18 protein-coding genes are annotated in these 15,237 nt (G+C 51.0%); all 18 read right to left on the minus strand.

The window, feature by feature from the left end:
* Window positions 1-2,004 (minus strand): polyribonucleotide nucleotidyltransferase (locus COY37_RS07815; RefSeq protein ID WP_286977096.1); only part of this gene is annotated, 2,004 nt, incomplete at its 3' end.
* A 77-nt stretch (window positions 2,005-2,081) separates the two neighbouring features.
* Entirely contained in the window at window positions 2,082-2,351 is a 270-nt protein-coding gene (rpsO, locus tag COY37_RS07820; RefSeq protein ID WP_286677416.1) for a 30S ribosomal protein S15, read from the minus strand.
* A 123-nt stretch (window positions 2,352-2,474) separates the two neighbouring features.
* Window positions 2,475-3,434, minus strand: a complete 960-nt coding sequence (locus tag COY37_RS07825; RefSeq protein WP_286677417.1) for a bifunctional riboflavin kinase/FAD synthetase — start codon at window positions 3,432-3,434, stop codon at window positions 2,475-2,477.
* A 129-nt stretch (window positions 3,435-3,563) separates the two neighbouring features.
* Window positions 3,564-4,493, minus strand: a complete 930-nt coding sequence (truB, locus tag COY37_RS07830) for a tRNA pseudouridine(55) synthase TruB (protein WP_286677418.1) — start codon at window positions 4,491-4,493, stop codon at window positions 3,564-3,566.
* A gap of 3 nt (window positions 4,494-4,496) precedes the next feature.
* On the minus strand, window positions 4,497-5,489 hold the full coding sequence (locus COY37_RS07835; protein ID WP_286677419.1) for a DHH family phosphoesterase: 993 nt from the start codon (window positions 5,487-5,489) through the stop codon (window positions 4,497-4,499).
* Window positions 5,486-5,857, minus strand: a complete 372-nt coding sequence (gene rbfA / locus COY37_RS07840; RefSeq protein WP_286677420.1) for a 30S ribosome-binding factor RbfA — start codon at window positions 5,855-5,857, stop codon at window positions 5,486-5,488. The genes COY37_RS07835 and rbfA overlap by 4 nt, the downstream gene beginning before the upstream one ends.
* Before the next feature lie 76 nt (window positions 5,858-5,933).
* A complete protein-coding gene (locus tag COY37_RS07845; protein ID WP_286677421.1) occupies window positions 5,934-6,224 on the minus strand; it encodes a DUF503 domain-containing protein in 291 nt (96 codons plus the stop codon).
* Window positions 6,225-6,226: 2 nt separating this feature from the next.
* On the minus strand, window positions 6,227-8,488 hold the full coding sequence (gene infB / locus COY37_RS07850) for a translation initiation factor IF-2 (RefSeq protein WP_286677422.1): 2,262 nt from the start codon (window positions 8,486-8,488) through the stop codon (window positions 6,227-6,229).
* A gap of 16 nt (window positions 8,489-8,504) precedes the next feature.
* Window positions 8,505-8,798 carry an RNase P modulator RnpM gene (gene rnpM / locus COY37_RS07855; RefSeq protein WP_286677423.1) on the minus strand — a complete coding sequence of 98 codons (294 nt, stop codon included), beginning with the start codon at window positions 8,796-8,798 and terminating at the stop codon, window positions 8,505-8,507.
* A complete protein-coding gene (nusA, locus tag COY37_RS07860) occupies window positions 8,799-9,947 on the minus strand; it encodes a transcription termination factor NusA (protein WP_286677424.1) in 1,149 nt (382 codons plus the stop codon).
* A 104-nt stretch (window positions 9,948-10,051) separates the two neighbouring features.
* Window positions 10,052-10,522 (minus strand): ribosome maturation factor RimP, encoded by a 471-nt coding sequence (gene rimP, locus COY37_RS07865; protein ID WP_286677425.1) that lies wholly within the window; start codon window positions 10,520-10,522, stop codon window positions 10,052-10,054.
* 191 nt (window positions 10,523-10,713) lie between these two features.
* Entirely contained in the window at window positions 10,714-11,271 is a 558-nt protein-coding gene (gene hpt, locus COY37_RS07870) for a hypoxanthine phosphoribosyltransferase (protein WP_286677426.1), read from the minus strand.
* Between the two features lie 57 nt (window positions 11,272-11,328).
* Window positions 11,329-11,760 (minus strand): PDDEXK family nuclease, encoded by a 432-nt coding sequence (locus COY37_RS07875; protein WP_286977105.1) that lies wholly within the window; start codon window positions 11,758-11,760, stop codon window positions 11,329-11,331.
* A gap of 107 nt (window positions 11,761-11,867) precedes the next feature.
* On the minus strand, window positions 11,868-12,662 hold the full coding sequence (rnhB, locus tag COY37_RS07880; RefSeq protein WP_286677428.1) for a ribonuclease HII: 795 nt from the start codon (window positions 12,660-12,662) through the stop codon (window positions 11,868-11,870).
* Between the two features lie 57 nt (window positions 12,663-12,719).
* Window positions 12,720-13,343, minus strand: a complete 624-nt coding sequence (gene lepB, locus COY37_RS07885) for a signal peptidase I (RefSeq protein ID WP_286677429.1) — start codon at window positions 13,341-13,343, stop codon at window positions 12,720-12,722.
* 26 nt (window positions 13,344-13,369) lie between these two features.
* Window positions 13,370-13,714 carry a 50S ribosomal protein L19 gene (gene rplS / locus COY37_RS07890; protein WP_286677430.1) on the minus strand — a complete coding sequence of 115 codons (345 nt, stop codon included), beginning with the start codon at window positions 13,712-13,714 and terminating at the stop codon, window positions 13,370-13,372.
* 127 nt (window positions 13,715-13,841) lie between these two features.
* The gene (gene trmD, locus COY37_RS07895; protein WP_286677431.1) at window positions 13,842-14,600 is read right to left on the minus strand and encodes a tRNA (guanosine(37)-N1)-methyltransferase TrmD; all 759 of its coding nucleotides are present in this window, start codon (window positions 14,598-14,600) and stop codon (window positions 13,842-13,844) included.
* Between the two features lie 44 nt (window positions 14,601-14,644).
* Window positions 14,645-15,217 (minus strand): methyltransferase family protein, encoded by a 573-nt coding sequence (locus COY37_RS07900; protein WP_286677432.1) that lies wholly within the window; start codon window positions 15,215-15,217, stop codon window positions 14,645-14,647.
* Between the last annotated feature and the right edge of the window lie 20 nt (window positions 15,218-15,237).

A 15,237-nucleotide genomic window follows, 5' to 3' on the forward strand; every position in this document is an offset into this window, starting at 1 on the left:
TACTAGGCCTTCTTTGCCGGGCAGTATCTCTACAAAGGCTCCAAAGCCGGTGGTTTTGGTAACGGTGCCCATGAATCGTTCACCGACCTTGGGCTCCTTGGTGAACATCTCAACCAGCTCGCGTGCGCGCTCGCCGGCCGGGCCATCGGTCGAGGCGATAAAGACCGTGCCGTCCTCTTCGATATCGATGGTAACGAAGTTGGCGCCGACCTCTTCGATGATACCCCGGATGTTTTTACCCTTAGGACCGATAAGGTCACCAATTTTATCTGACGGTATCTTAACCGTTATGATGCGCGGCGCGTACTTGGAAAGTTCGCTTCTCGGCCCCGGTAGAACCTGCGCGATCCTATCCAGGATATAAAGACGCGCATCGCGTGCCTGTGCGAGCGCTTTGCCAAGAATATCGCTTCCGACCCCCTCGACCTTCATATCCATCTGCAGGGCCGTAATTCCTTTGGCCGTACCGGCGACTTTAAAGTCCATGTCGCCCAGGGCGTCCTCCATGCCGAGGATATCGGTCAGGATGGCGATACGATCGCCCTCCTTGATGAGCCCCATTGCAATACCCGCAACCGGGGCTTTTATCGGAACCCCCGCATCCATAAGCGAAAGCGTGCTTCCGCAGACGCTTGCCATCGATGAAGAACCGTTGGATTCAAGAACTTCGGAAACGATTCGAATCGTGTATGGGAACTCGTCTTCCTTTGGGATAACCGGGAAGAGCGCCCGCTCGGCAAGCGCGCCGTGCCCGATCTCGCGCCGTTTTGGCCCGCGCAAGAACCCTATCTCACCCGTTGCGAACGGTGGGAAGTTATAGTGGTGCATATATCGTTTGGACTCTTCGATGCCAAGACCGTCGATCATCTGCTCTTCTCTTACGGTTCCGAGCGTGACGACCGACAGCGCCTGCGTTTGTCCCCGCGTAAAGAGACCCGAGCCGTGTGGCCGCGGGAGAACCCCGACCTTGATGAGGATCGGCCTGATTTCGTTTGTTTTGCGACCATCCGCCCTGATGCCCTCGTCAAGGACCATCTTACGCATCTCTTCTTTGCGTATTTTTGCCAGGATTTTCGAGACGTATTGTTCTTTGCCCTCGATAAGCGACTCGAGTTCTTCTATCGTCTCGTCCTCGATCATTTCCTCCTGGCGCTCGCGTGCAAGTTTCTCGGGGTTTTTAAGGGCTTCCCTAAGTTTGCCTGTTGCAAATTCGCGGATTTTTTCCTCTATCTGCTCGTAGGTCATGTCGGCAACAGGCAGTTTGATCTCTTTTTTAGAAGCCGGAATCACTTTTAAGTATGCTTCTTTAAAGTGTTCCTGGAAATCGCACAGCTCGATGATGGCCTTATGGGCCTCTGCGAGTGCCTGTACGGTATCCTCTTCGGTGACTTCCTTTGCGCCCGCCTCGACCATAAGGATGGCGTTGCGGTTGCCGGCGACTACCATGTCAAGATCGCTTTCCGCCAGTTCCTCGAAGGTGGGGTTGAACACGAAACGCCCGTCAACCCTGCCGATTCTGACACCGGCAACCGGCCCGTTAAAGGGCGCGTTTGCCAAAACGAGCGCCAAAGACGCACCGTTAAGCGCAATGATATCCGGCTGGTTTACTAAATCAACCGATAGGACGGTCGCTATAACCTGTATATCGTTGTAGAATCCCTTGGGAAACGACGGCCTTAGCGGCCTGTCGATCAGGCGCGCCGTAAGTGTAGCTTTTTCGCTCGGCCTGGTTTCCCTTTTGATAAAACCACCGGGGATCTTCCCGGCCGCGTACATCTTTTCTTCCACATCGACAGTCAGCGGGAGAAAATCCCGTCCCTCACTCGGCTCCTCTGCTACGACCGCTGTCACAAGTACCATCGTCTCGCCCAGCTGTACTGTGACGGCCCCATCGGCCTGTCTGGCCAAAAGCCCCGATTGAAACGTTATCGTCTTTCCGCCGATTTCAAACTCTTGCGTAACTACATCTCTGACTTGCACACCGTTTTGTGCGTTAGGCTCCATATAGTTGAGAACCTCCTAATGTTTCTCCGTATAGAATTTTGGGCAACCCGTGGGGCTGCCCATTTGGTTTCCCGTATTTAAGCCCTGAGGCCTAATTTTGATATTAGTGTTCTGTATCTCTCAATATCCTTGTTCTTCAAGTAATTGAGCAATCTTCTTCGCTGGCCGACCATCTGCAAAAGACCACGGCGGGAGTGGTGATCCTTCTTATGTTCTTTTAGGTGCCCAGTGAGGTCGCTAATTCTCTTGGTGAGGATTGCGACCTGGACTTCCGGTGAGCCCGTGTCGCTGTCATGCGTTTTATACTCTTCAATGATTACGGATTTGGCGTCTTTTTCCAAAGCCATGGTGTCACCTCCTTATTATAAAACCCCGCAAACCAAGTAGCCGTTGGTGAGTCGAGCAACTTAGTTAGCGGTTCTAAAAGTCTATTGGAATCTTAGCATAAAGTCTTGTGCTGCGTAAACGCTTTACTTGGATTTAGATGCAAGCGCTTCTTTCGCTTTTTGTATATCCCTTTGTATTTGCTGCTTCAATTCGTCTATAGTGTTGAAGGTTTTTTCATCCCTTAGTTTGTCGATAAGCTCGATATCAATTCTCTTACCGTAAATGTCTTTTTTAAAACCTAGGATATGGACGTGTATCTCAGGTTTGAGCAAATCGCCAAATGTCGGCGACCAGCCGATATCGATAACACACGGCTCGCGATCATCATCCACCCAGGCATATCCCGCATATACGCCCGCGCTTGGAAGCAGCTCTCCGTAGAGCGTCTCAACATTTGCCGTCGGGACGCCGATGACCGACCCCCCGCGCCCAAAGCCATGGACCACCTTTCCCCTGAACCTGGGGTAACGCCCGGTGAGTTCATGTGCGCCAAGAATGTCGCCCCGCTTCAGACGCTCTCTGACCTCGGTGCTGCTGATTACGATATCATCGGTTTTTATGTGCGGAACGCCTATGGCCTTAAGACCCTTGGGACCGCCGTATGAATCCAGGAACGCAACGTTACCGCGCCGGCCTTTTCCGAAGGAAAAATCCTCACCGACCACCACGTACTGGGCGTGCAATTTATCGAGAAGAACGTTGTCGATAAAGTCTTCGGCTGCCATATTCGCGAATTCCAAACTAAACGGGATAACAAGTAAATGATTTGCACCGAGTTCTCGGATATATTCGGCTTTAAGATCGGTTGCGGTCAGAAGGGGCGGCTGGCTCTCGGGGCGGACGATTGCCAGTGGATGCGGCTCAAACGTGACCACAACACTTACTCTGTGGATAATTCGCGCGAAATCGACGGCCATCTTGATTATTGTCTGATGACCGAGATGGACACCGTCAAAAACCCCGATGGTGACCGCCGATGGCCCCTCTATGTTTTGAATATTCTCTATTCCCCTGATAATCTCCACGTTCCTATCAAACCCCATTATTCGAACCTGCTATAAAATAATGATTAGAATCTTGTTATTTAATTTGTCATTCTGAGCGTTCTTTTCTGTCATTCTGAGCGTTAGCGAAGAATCTAGCAGGCACTTCTCATCCCTCGTCCTAGACATTCATCCCTGGCCCCCGGACCCTACTACGATTTCCGGCTTTACCTCGAACGTGGCCTCGTTCGTAACCTTGCCTAGGGCAAGCAAAACCCCGTTCTCGCTTTTAACGCGCACAAATTCGTCGCTCACGACAGCGTCAGGGTGTGCTTTTATACCTTTCGCATCAATTTTCTGCCCGTTTAATAGTAATCCTATCAGGCCGTTTTGTACAATAACCTGAGGCAAATGCGCCAGCGCGCCGTCCATGCTTATAAGCCGCGCTTCGATGGCTTCGCGGTTTGCCTCGTCGACGGTCAATGCTTGCGACACGGTGTAGACGCCGACGCGGGTGCGGCGAAGGCTCTCGAGTGTAGCCCCGGCTCCGAGGCGCGCCCCCATATCGTGGATGAGCGTTCGCACGTAGGTCCCCCCGGAACACAGCACGCGAAATACGGCATGGGCTTTTCCATCCGTTATAGAATAATCAAGAAGCACCAGTTCAAAGATAGTAACCTTTCGTTCGGGCCGCTCAATCTCTTTTCCTTGGCGCGCAAGCTTATACAGGGGCTTCCCACCGATTTTTATCGCGGATACCATTGGGGGAATTTGAGAGATCTCACCGGTAAATTCGGGCATAAGCCGCTTGAGTGCGTCTTTTGTGACCGGTGTGTTTGACTTTTCGATGATAGTACCGGTGATATCTTGCGTATCGGTAGCGATACCGAACACGGCCCCCGCGATGTATTCTTTGGGCTCAAGCTCAAGGAATCTGCCGATGCGGGTAGCGCGACCGAGAAGCAGTACCAAAACCCCGGTTGCCAAGGGGTCGAGTGTGCCGGTATGTCCGACCTTCTTCATGCCGGTTGCTTTGCGAATGATATCAACAATGTCGTGGGATGTCCGCCCGGAGGGCTTATCGATGACTAAAACGCCGTTCATCTCTCTGTTTTGCATATATTATCGTGTAGCCGATGCCGCTTTTTGAGCGAGCACCCGTGAAGATATCCACTTGACCGCTTCAGGGATGCTCATGTCAAGTGTGCCGCCGGCTGCGTTACGATGTCCTCCCCCGCCTGCTTCTCGCACAATAGTGCCCACATCGATGACACCTTTAGATCTCAGGCTTACCTTAAGCTTGCCATCAGGTGTTTCTTTAAATATACCTGCTACACTGGCTTCTTTCGCCGTTCTCAAATAATCGATGTAGGTCTCCGTATCCGACATCGAAATGTCCAGCTCTTTGAGGTCGCTATCTAATACGTATGAGTAGATAAACCCGCTCTGCTCGACGTGTTCCGCCCGCTCGAGAATTCGGGCAAGCAGTTTTAATGAAGCGAACGAGGTGTTTTCGTATATCTTTTCGAATATCGCGTTAGGAGACACCCCGTGGTCGACCAGGTCGGCCGCCGCCCGCAGGGTCTTCGCGGTCGTGTTTTGGTATTGGAACCTTCCCGTATCCGTCACTATTCCGGCATAGAGCAACGTTGCAATATCGGGGGTTATATCGGCTTCCATAACTTGTAGCAGGTCGTAAATAATCTCACACGTTGCGGCGGCGTCGAAATCAAGCAAGTTAATCGTGCCGAACCGTGAGTTATCGATGTGATGATCGATATTGATAACCGTTTTAAATACCGGAAGCTTCTCCTCTAACAGCCCCAGGCGATGCGCATTTGCGCAGTCGAGAGTCAGCAAAACGTCGGCTTCAATACATGAACTAAATGCCCGGATAGCATCAATTCCCGGCAACCAGGTATAATGGGCCGGGATTCTGATCTCCTCGCCCCAGGTGGCGCACACGGCCTTTCCCAGCCGCTTCAGATAGAGAGTCATAGCCAAGAGGCTTCCGAGGGCATCCCCGTCGGGCTGGACGTGTATCGTGATCGCGACCGAGTTCGCCTCTTTCAGTTTAGCTGCGATTTTCTTGAACTTATTACTTTCGTTGATCATTTTGTTTTTTTGTCTCGCTTCTCTTCATGTTTATGCAGTTTCCTTATGATCTTGTCTATTCTCCTCCCCGCTTCGATAGAGGGGTCGAATTCAAATTTCAGCTCTGGAAAATATTTCAACCGTATGCGTTTAGAAAGCTCTTTACGCAGGAACCCGCTTGAGCTTTGCAAGCCCTTCAACGTGCTTTCTTTTTGCTTCTTATTCCCCAGGACGCTTATAAAAACATGCGCAAACCTGAGGCCCGGTGTAACATCAACCCCTGTTATTGTAACAAAACCAATCCTCGGGTCCTTTATTTCTTTTTGGATTATTTCGCTGATTTCCTCTTTTATAAGCTCGCCCACTTTACGTGTTCTTGCGGTTTCCATAATACATCCTCCGGGTTAATCTATACGATTAAAACAGGGTCAGTCCAAAAATATGGTCTGACCCCGCTTGCTTTATTTATTCCGGTGAGAACATCGACACCTGTCTCTCACTAACGATAGCTTTATCCAGGTTCTCAATGTATCTGTCTATATGGTCGAGCACTTTTTTTGTTTGCTCGCCCTTCTCCGATACGTGGGCAATCCCGATGGTCACCCGCTGCCAGAGTTCATGGTTGCCGACTTCCGAGATAGAAACGTTATACTTGCTCTCGACTTTACCAATGATGCTCTTAACGATCTGTCTCTTGTCTTTAAGAGAATTTGCCGCAGGCAGGTACAACTCCATCCTGAGCAATCCCACTACCATGTTTATTCACCTAATTGACGTTCTCTCTCGACCAGTTTGTAGGTCTCGATGACGTCGCCCTCTTTGACATCCTGGAAGTTCTCAAGGCCTATACCGCATTCGAAACCTTCGCGGACGGTTTTAACATCGTCTTTAAACCTTCTAAGCGATATGATTCCGCCATCATATACTACCTGACCTTCCCTGACCAGTCGTACCCGGTCGTTCCGGTCGATTTCTCCGTTTGTGACATAGCACCCCGCTATGACGCCGAGCTTGGGAACTTTAAACAGCGCCCTGACTTCGGCCCGGCCGGTGTCGACTTCGTCGATAGCCGGCGACAGAAGACCCGACAGCGCGCTGGTAATATCCTCGACGACTTTGTAGATGATCCTGTAGGTACGTATATCGACGGATTCCTTCGTCGCCATCGCCGTTGCGTTGATATCAGGCCTTACGTTAAAGCCGATAACAATCGCATTGGATGCTGCGGCGAGCATTATGTCTGTCTCTGATATACCGCCAACGCCGGTATGAATAACCTGAATCTGTACCTCACTGGTATTTAGTTTGTACAGAGCGTCCTTCAACGCCTCGACCGAGCCTTGCGTATCCGCCTTGATGACCAGGTTAAGATCTTTAACCTCGCCCTCCTGAATCCTGCTGAATAGGTCTTCAAGCGTAATTCTGCGGCGTTGCTCTTGCGCGATCAAGCGGCGTTTGAGCGCCCGCTTTTCTGCGATACGGCGTGCCGTCTTCTCATCTTCGACGACTTTGAGTTCCTCGCCCCCCCGCGGAAGCGACGAGAGGCCGATTACCTCAACCGGCTGCGCCGGTGTAGCCTCGCGAACAGGATGACCCTTGTCATCGTTCATTGCCCGCACCTTGCCGTAAGCCGTGCCTGCGATAACCGCATCACCAACGCGAAGCGTACCGCGATTTATAAGGACAGTAGCGATCGGGCCCCGACCGCGATCGAGCTTTGCTTCGATAGTGATACCGCGCGCCGTTGCCTTAGGATTTGCTTTTAGCTCCTGGACATCGGCGACCAGCAGAATCATCTCGAGTAAGTCTCCGAGGTTGATCTGCTTCTTGGCGGACACATCGACAAAGATGGTCTCTCCGCCCCACTCCTCGGGAATCAGCTCGTATTTTGTGAGTTCCTGGCGCACCCTTGTGGGGTCCGCATTGGGTTTGTCTATCTTATTGACCGCGACTACAATCGGGACGCCTGCGGCTTTTGCGTGGTTTATCGCCTCAACGGTCTGCGGCATAACGCCGTCATCGGCCGCAACGACAAGCACTACGATGTCCGTGACATTCGCGCCTCGGGCTCGCATAGCCGTAAAGGCCTCGTGACCGGGTGTGTCGATAAACGTGATCTTGCGCCCGCCCAGAACCACCTGGTAGGCACCTATATGCTGCGTTATGCCGCCGGCCTCACCAGAGGTAACATCGGTTTTCCTGAGCGCATCGAGCAGGGATGTTTTACCGTGGTCGACGTGACCCATAACCGTAACGACCGGGGGTCGTGGTAAAAGGCTATCGCTATCTTCAACTATCTCTTCTTCAACATGCACTTCTTCGGGATTGTAGAACTTAACATTAAGTTCCATTTCATCCGCAAGAATTTCTATTGCCTCCGAACTCAACGACTGGCTGATTGTGACCAGCTCGCCGAGCTTAAGCAGCATTTTTATCAGCTCGTTCGGTTCTTTACCGACTAAGCTCGCAAATTCTTTTACCGTTGCGGCAAGAGGCACCTCGATTACGCGCTTGGGCTCCTCAACTGTTACCTGAGGTCTTCCGCTCTGCTTCTGAGGCGCAGCCGGCCTTGTCCCCGGTCTTCTCTGCGTCTGCGGTGTCTTTGCACCCGGTTTTGGCTTTGTATCGGCCTGCACGTTCGCCCCACCTTGCGCTTTTACACCGGTTTTGGCCGGCTGTGCCGGCTGAGACGGGCGCTCGGCTTGCGGCGCTCTTGGTGTCTCTGCAGCTTTTACCTGAGGAGCCGCCTTGGTCTGTGCCGCAACCGGAGCTTTTTCTGAAGCGGCTTTCGCACTGGCCTTGGCCGGTTTCGTAGTCGCCGTTTTCTTGGCTACCGTTTCCTTGTCCTGCACTGCTGCGCGTGGTGACGAACTGGCTTTCGGGGCACCGTCAAGTTTTCGTACCACCTCAGGATCAATAGAGGCGGCATGACTTTTAACTTCGATGCCTATTGTTTTTAGTTTGTCCATAAGCTCTGCACTGGAAATACCCATTTGCTTTGCCAGCTCATAAACTCTCATCCTATCACCACCTAATCTATTCGCCGGATGCCTTGATTAAGGCTTCCAGCTCTTCTTCTAATTTTTTAAGTTCCTCCGGACGTATCTCTACTTCCAGGGCTTTACTTAGTCGTTTACTCTTTATCGCTGCCTCAAGGCATTCCTTCCTCGGGCAGATATATGCCCCGCGTCCGTTAGCTTTTCCCGTAGGATCGACGATAATGTTTTTCTCGGGAGTCCTAACGATCCTGATTAACGCCTTTTTGGGCTTAATCTCACGGCATCCGGTGCAGGTTCTTTGCGGAAGTTTCTTAGCTTGCGCCAAGGTCATCTACTCCTCGTCTTCAAGTTTCTTGTGAACCCCACAATACTTGCTTCCCGGCCGCGCTTTATTAGAACAACGTTCGCCGGATGATTTTACCGCCTGGCAGATACAAGCCGCTGTACCGTCATCTTCGATATGGCCGCCGACCTCTAATATATGGGTCGTTTCCGCAACATCTTTTGCCTGGCTCTCGCTCTTTATATCGATCCTCCACCCGGTGAGCTTTGCGGCAAGTCGCGCGTTTTGACCTTCCTTGCCGATCGCAAGGGATAGCTGGTTATCAGGCACAACCACTGCAGCCGTGTGTTGTGCCTCGCTGATCTTGACGGCTTTGACCTTTGCCGGACTGAGCGCGTTGGCCACGAACTTAGCCGGGTCTTCGCTCCACTCAACGACATCGATCTTCTCCCCGCGAAGCTCGCTTACGACCATACGCACGCGCGAACCCTTAGGGCCAACGCAAGCGCCGACCGGATCGATGCTTGCTTCTCTGGACGCTACTGCGATCTTTGACCGGTATCCCGGCTCACGGGCAACGGATTTTATCTCGACGTAGCCATCGTAAATCTCCGGTACTTCCAGTTCAAACAAGCGCCGCAGCAGGCTCGGGTGGGTTCTCGATACGATAATCTGAGGTTCCTTGGTCGTGCGCCTGACCTCAACGATATATGTCTTTAAACGCATACCGTGGTCGTACCTCTCGGTTGGCACCTGCTCCGTTGGTGGCAGCAACGCCTCAACTCTTCCGAGGTTGACCAGCGTATAGCGCTGATCGCTCTGCTCGACGATGCCCGTGACGATATCGCCCTCACGGTCGATATATTCCTGGTACATCTTCTCACGCTCCGCTTCTCGGATGCGCTGCAGGATAACCTGCTTTGCCGTCTGCGCAGCGATTCTGCCGAAGTTCTCCGGCGTGATCTCCTCTTCAACAAGTTCGGGCTCTTCGCCTTCTTTCTCAATCCACTCCTGAGAAAACACGCTGATATTTCCGGTTTTCGGATCGATATTCACTCTAATATCGCTTGTGCCGGCGCCGTAGTTTCGTTTGTACGCTGACGCTAGAGCAGAACTGAGCGCCTCAAGCACCGTGTGTGGATCTATTTGCTTTTCGCGTTCAAGTTGCTTTAGAGCTTCAATCAACTCTCCGTTCACGTTATATAGCCCCTTTCAAAAAACTAAAACATAAGCTAAAACTCAAGCTGGAACTTAGGTCAACTTAAGTAAGCAAACCATAAGCTAGAGTTGTTAGCCGTTAGCTAAAACTCCAGTTCGACCTGAAGGCGCGCTTTTGCTACGTTATCGTAGTCGATCTCGAAGTTCTCGCCCTCGACTTCGATTACAAAGCCTTTATCGTCGGCTTCAAGCAACCGCCCCTTAAATTGCCTGCGTTTTCCAATCGGCTTCTCGGTTTTTACCGAAATATTCGAACCGACAAACCGCTTGAAATGCTCGGGCTTCTTTAACGGCCGCTCAATGCCGGGAGACGATACTTCCAGCGTATACTTCTGCGTAACAATCCCGGATTCATCCAGAATGGCCCCGACCGACTGGCTTATCTTAGCAAGCCTGTCCAGGCTTATGCCGTCTTCTTTCGAATCCACAAGAATACGAAGAACAAGCCCGATTGCTTCGCGTATGAGTTCCACATCAACTAACTCGAGGCTCTCACGCTCAATAACGGGCTCGATAAGCTGCTCAATCCTCTCGACCTTAGGATCACGCTTCATGAAAGCAGCACCCTCATAATTAAAAGAGTGGGTTTGTACCCACTCACTAAAATAATCTCTGCACTAAGTTCGGACTAATCATACCATAAGGCATAATGATGCGCAATTAGTTCGGCAACTAACTATCAGTTATCAACAACGGGCCGTTAGCAGGCATAATCTAATAATTAGATCTGGATAAACGAGAAGGATTAAAGATTCGCCCACTCTTCCTCATAGACAGATTTATTTAAAATGCCGACATACGGCAAGTTGCGATATTTTTGCCTGTAATCAAGCCCATAACCCACCACAAACACATCGGGAACATCAAATCCCTTGTACTTTATCGGCAGGTCCACTATTCTGCGGGCCGATTTATCGAGAAGCACGCATACGTCAAGGCCGGCCGGTTCGCGCGCCTTAAGGCTTCGCAACAAATAGCTTAATGTAAGACCGGTGTCTATAATGTCCTCAACAATCAACACATGGCGATCGTTAATGTTCTCTTCCAGGTCTTTTAAAACCCGCACGACGCCCGATGTATCTGTCGATGGCCCGTAGCTTGAGATTGCCATAAAATCGATGGTGACCGGGATCGAGATCGAGCGGACCAGGTCCGCCATAAAAATAACCCCACCCCGCAGGACGCTTACCATCACGAGGTCTTTGCCGGAATACTCATTGGAGATAATCCCGCCTAACTCATGAATCTTATACTTGATCTCCGCCTCGGTGATTAATACCTTTTCAATATCATCGTTTAACACTACGCACCCACGAATCGCTCAACCGCACCAACATCGACTACAGCACAAGTAACTTCTTTACAAACGAGGTAATCCGTACTTCAACAGAAGGTTCTTAAAGTCCTTCTGATAGAATATCTTTATCTGTATGTCGGGATAGAGTTCCCTTAGCTTTCTTACTTTCCGGTTTTTCTTGGTAACAAGCTTCTGGCTCATCGTCGTAAGCTCGATATACAAATCCAAATCGGGCAGATAAAAATCCGGCGAGAAGCTTTGTGTGACGTTGCCTTCCTTGTCCCATTCTATGGGAAACGTATTCGGCTCGTACTCCCACCGAACGCCGTAGAAATCGAGTATCCTCGCACACTGCTCCTCGCTTGGATGCGCAAACTCGATTCCTTTATATATGATTTTTCCGCTTTCGCTGCTCTCTTGGTTTTTGGTTTCTTCCGTCATGGTTTCGCTTGTCAACCTATAATGTTCCCAAAATGAGACATTTTTATATTGCATTATACCAACCACGCGCCGTCATAGCCACATAGAGCCGCGTGAGGCACCTGCATCTTTAGTATCCGATGTACGATGATAGGTATAGCGGGATGATTCTGTTAGAAGATCTACATTAAGCCGAGCTGCTCATACCCCGCAACAGGCATAAAACATGTGCGGTGTATAGGCGAGATACCGCACTCCTCAAGAGCACGAATATGCGGTTGCGTCCCGTATCCCTTATGCCGATCGAACCCATACGCCGGGTAGTCTTTATGATACTCGCGCATAATGCGGTCGCGCGTTACCTTTGCGATCACCGATGCCGCCGCTATCGAGAGCGACAGCCTGTCGCCTTTCACAATAGCAAGATGCGGGATTTCGAGGGTTTTTATATCGAACGCGTCGAGCAGCACATAGTCCGGCCCCGGCTCAAGCCCCAAAATCGCCCTCTCGAGCGACTGCAGATTCGCCCATTGGATACCGTGCGCGTCTATTTGATGATGCTCGATACGCGCCGCCTTCCATGCAACGGCCACATTGACTATCTTGCCATACAGGTCTTCTCGTTGTTCTGCGCTGAGTAGTTTGCTATCACGCAACCCGTGAATCTTTGCATTCTTTGGAAGGATGACCGCCGCCGCAACAATCGGTCCGGCAAGCGCCCCCCTGCCCGCCTCATCTGCCCCGGCTACTAAAGTAAAGCCCTGCTTGTGAATCGCTCTCTCGTACTTAGATAGTTCTTTCTGCCTCATATCCTCGGCCTCAAACCGCTTGATTTCGTTGTGGTAGGAAGTTACTATTCTCTGAACCCCCTGGCGGGGATCGTTTCCAAGCCGGGATACAAGACGGGCGCGCTCACTCGCTCCTGCCTGATCCAACATAGTCTTAATCTCGGCAATTGTGTACTTGGAGAAATCCATAGGAGACCAAATTAATGTAAATATATACAATACTGAAATAGAGTGAAAATTTAAAAGCTAATTCAACAGCGTCATATGGTCGAGCGGCCAATAGACCGTGAACGCCCGCCCTAAAATTGCGTTTTCGTCGAGCGGGCCGAATACGCGCGCATCCATCGAATTCGGTCTGTTATCCCCCATGACAAAGACGCGTCCCTTCGGGATTTTTTTCGCCGGAAAGTTGCTATAATCCCCCGGCATGGTCTTGTAGTCGCCCTGGGACGGCTTACCGTTTACATAAAGCCGGCCCTCTTTAACCTCGACGGTATCGCCTCCGGTGGCCACGATTCTCTTTATAAAGTCGCGGCCATCCCCGTTTGGTGCGATAAAGACGATGATGTCCCCCGGCTTTGGCTGAACAAACCGGTAGATAAACTTACTGACCAGAACCCTGTCGCCGGGAACAAGCGTGGGCTCCATCGAGCCCGAAGGAATGTAAAAAGGCTGTACTACCAGCCATTTTATTACAAAGGCTATTATTACAGCCGTTATTACCAGAACGGGCAGCTCTTTGAGAAACGAGACAAAAGAGTCCTTGCCCCGCGGTTCACTTTTTATTTCATTCGACTCACTAGAATCATTAGCTAACGAGTTCGCCAAGCCAATGCCCGAATCGGCACCGGCTTTCTCGCTATCGGACATATTTTCGCTCTCTTCCGCCACAAATATTAGTATCTCTTCTCTTTGATGCGGGCCTTTTTGCCGATTTTCTCTCTTAGATAGTAGAGCTTCGAGCGCCGTACTTTACCCCTTGAGAGAACCTCGATCTTTGCGATCTTTGGCGTATGAATCGGAAACGTCCTTTCGACGCCGATTCCAAAGGATATCTTGCGCACGGTAAATGTTTCCCTGACGCCGCCGTTCTGTTTCTTTAAGACGACTCCCTGGAACATCTGCGTTCTCTCTCGTCCGGCCTCAACAACCTTATAGTGAACCTTAACGGTATCCCCAGGGCCGAAGCTTGGTATATCATCTCTAAGCTGTGCTCTTTCAATGCTTTCTATGCGATTCATCGTATCCTCCTTCTTGGCATAACACTCAAATTATAGCGAAATCAACTTCGTATAGCAACCCCATAAAGAAGCTTTCAGCTTTCGGCACCCGGCAATCGGCAAAAAACCCAATACATGCGGTTGCTTCTTATTGTTCACCCGGTTCTTCTCGCAACTGTTCCAGCATCTTCAGATCCTGGTCCGATAGATGCGCTTTAGCAAGCAAATCAGGCCTTCTTAGCAAGGTTGCCTTGAGACGTTCCCTGCGGCGCCACTTGGCGATCTCCCCGTGGTGCCCCGAGAGCAGTACCTCCGGCACGCTCCACCCCATAAACTCGGGCGGCCTGGTATATTGAGGATACTCGAGTAGCCCTTCCTCAAAGCTCTCCTCGACAAGCGACTCCTCGGCACCCAACACACCCGGAATAAGCCGCGTAACCGCCTCGGTCAACGCCATCGCCGGTATCTCCCCGCCGGAAAGCACGAAATCACCAAGTGAAATCTCATCCGTTGCAACATGCTTATGAACCCGCTCGTCGATACCCTCGTATCGCCCGCACAGCATAATAATATGCTCTTCCCGCGCGAATTCTTCAACTAAATCTTGTTTAAGAATTCTACCACGCGGTGTAAATAGCACAATCCTGGCCTTTTGCCGGATTTGCTCAAGGCTCCCCGGCGCCCCGATATCAAGGACCGCTTTATAAAACGGGTCCGGCTTCATCACCATCCCGAACCCCCCGCCATAAGGTATGTCGTCTACCTGTCGATGCCGATCCACGGTCCAATCGCGCAGGTCGCGCACCTTAATATCAATAAGATGTTTTTCCTGAGCGATTCGCATCATGCTCTCGCTTAAAAAACCGGTAAAAAGAGGCGGAAAAATTGTTACGATATCGATCTTCATGCTTTGAATTCTCCAGTAAAAAATGCATGCCCGCAGCATGCGCCCTAGCGGTTCTGTAGAGCTTTCGATATGCCCTGCACGAAATTAAATGCCGGAACGTTTTGCATATAGACATCGTACTCGTGCCCGATGTTCTCTTCGCCGTGCCTGTCCTCTTCCCTGGACGCGGCAAAAAACGCCCCGCATGCGATTGCGCCAAGGGCCATAACCGCGATGTTAGCCATTAGCAGCGCTATACCCAACGTCGCCAGCATCCCGCTAAGGTGCACGGGATGCCTGATGATACCGTACACTCCCTGGGTCATAAATAACTGCGTACTACCCCATAGCGAAATTAGACTACTCATCTTGCGCTTTGATACAAACGCCCCAACCAGTAAGACAATCGAACCAACCAGCAAAGACAGGCCGATGGATTGCAAAGTCATGTTGAGGTTCTTCGCCATCCTCACGCGCAAGAACTGCCCGGCGAAATTGGCGACAATAAATATCTGAGCCGACAGCACGACAACCCCCGCCCCCAGGAGCGCCTCAAAGTAGAGCTTGTCTATCAGCGACTTAATAATCCAATAGACCAGGTAAATCGCAAGTATCCCAAAAACCGTTAATTCCAACATAGTAACCTAATTGTAGAATG

The organism is Candidatus Aquicultor secundus, assembly GCF_002791875.1.
GTDB classification, from domain to species: Bacteria; Actinomycetota; Aquicultoria; order Aquicultorales; family Aquicultoraceae; genus Aquicultor_A; species Aquicultor_A secundus.

Bases quoted from the DNA above. Each gene is read 5' to 3' on its own strand.
- rpsO (WP_286677416.1), bottom strand. From the start codon at position 2,351: ATGGCTTTGGAAAAAGACGCCAAATCCGTAATCATTGAAGAGTATAAA.
- COY37_RS07825 (WP_286677417.1), bottom strand. From the start codon at position 3,434: ATGGGGTTTGATAGGAACGTGGAGATTATCAGGGGAATAGAGAATATT.
- truB (WP_286677418.1), bottom strand. From the start codon at position 4,493: ATGCAAAACAGAGAGATGAACGGCGTTTTAGTCATCGATAAGCCCTCC.
- COY37_RS07835 (WP_286677419.1), bottom strand. From the start codon at position 5,489: ATGATCAACGAAAGTAATAAGTTCAAGAAAATCGCAGCTAAACTGAAA.
- rbfA (WP_286677420.1), bottom strand. From the start codon at position 5,857: ATGGAAACCGCAAGAACACGTAAAGTGGGCGAGCTTATAAAAGAGGAA.
- COY37_RS07845 (WP_286677421.1), bottom strand. From the start codon at position 6,224: ATGGTAGTGGGATTGCTCAGGATGGAGTTGTACCTGCCTGCGGCAAAT.
- infB (WP_286677422.1), bottom strand. From the start codon at position 8,488: ATGAGAGTTTATGAGCTGGCAAAGCAAATGGGTATTTCCAGTGCAGAG.
- rnpM (WP_286677423.1), bottom strand. From the start codon at position 8,798: ATGACCTTGGCGCAAGCTAAGAAACTTCCGCAAAGAACCTGCACCGGA.
- rimP (WP_286677425.1), bottom strand. From the start codon at position 10,522: ATGAAGCGTGATCCTAAGGTCGAGAGGATTGAGCAGCTTATCGAGCCC.
- COY37_RS07875 (WP_286977105.1), bottom strand. From the start codon at position 11,760: ATGCAATATAAAAATGTCTCATTTTGGGAACATTATAGGTTGACAAGC.
- rnhB (WP_286677428.1), bottom strand. From the start codon at position 12,662: ATGGATTTCTCCAAGTACACAATTGCCGAGATTAAGACTATGTTGGAT.
- lepB (WP_286677429.1), bottom strand. From the start codon at position 13,343: ATGTCCGATAGCGAGAAAGCCGGTGCCGATTCGGGCATTGGCTTGGCG.
- rplS (WP_286677430.1), bottom strand. From the start codon at position 13,714: ATGAATCGCATAGAAAGCATTGAAAGAGCACAGCTTAGAGATGATATA.
- trmD (WP_286677431.1), bottom strand. From the start codon at position 14,600: ATGAAGATCGATATCGTAACAATTTTTCCGCCTCTTTTTACCGGTTTT.
- COY37_RS07900 (WP_286677432.1), bottom strand. From the start codon at position 15,217: ATGTTGGAATTAACGGTTTTTGGGATACTTGCGATTTACCTGGTCTAT.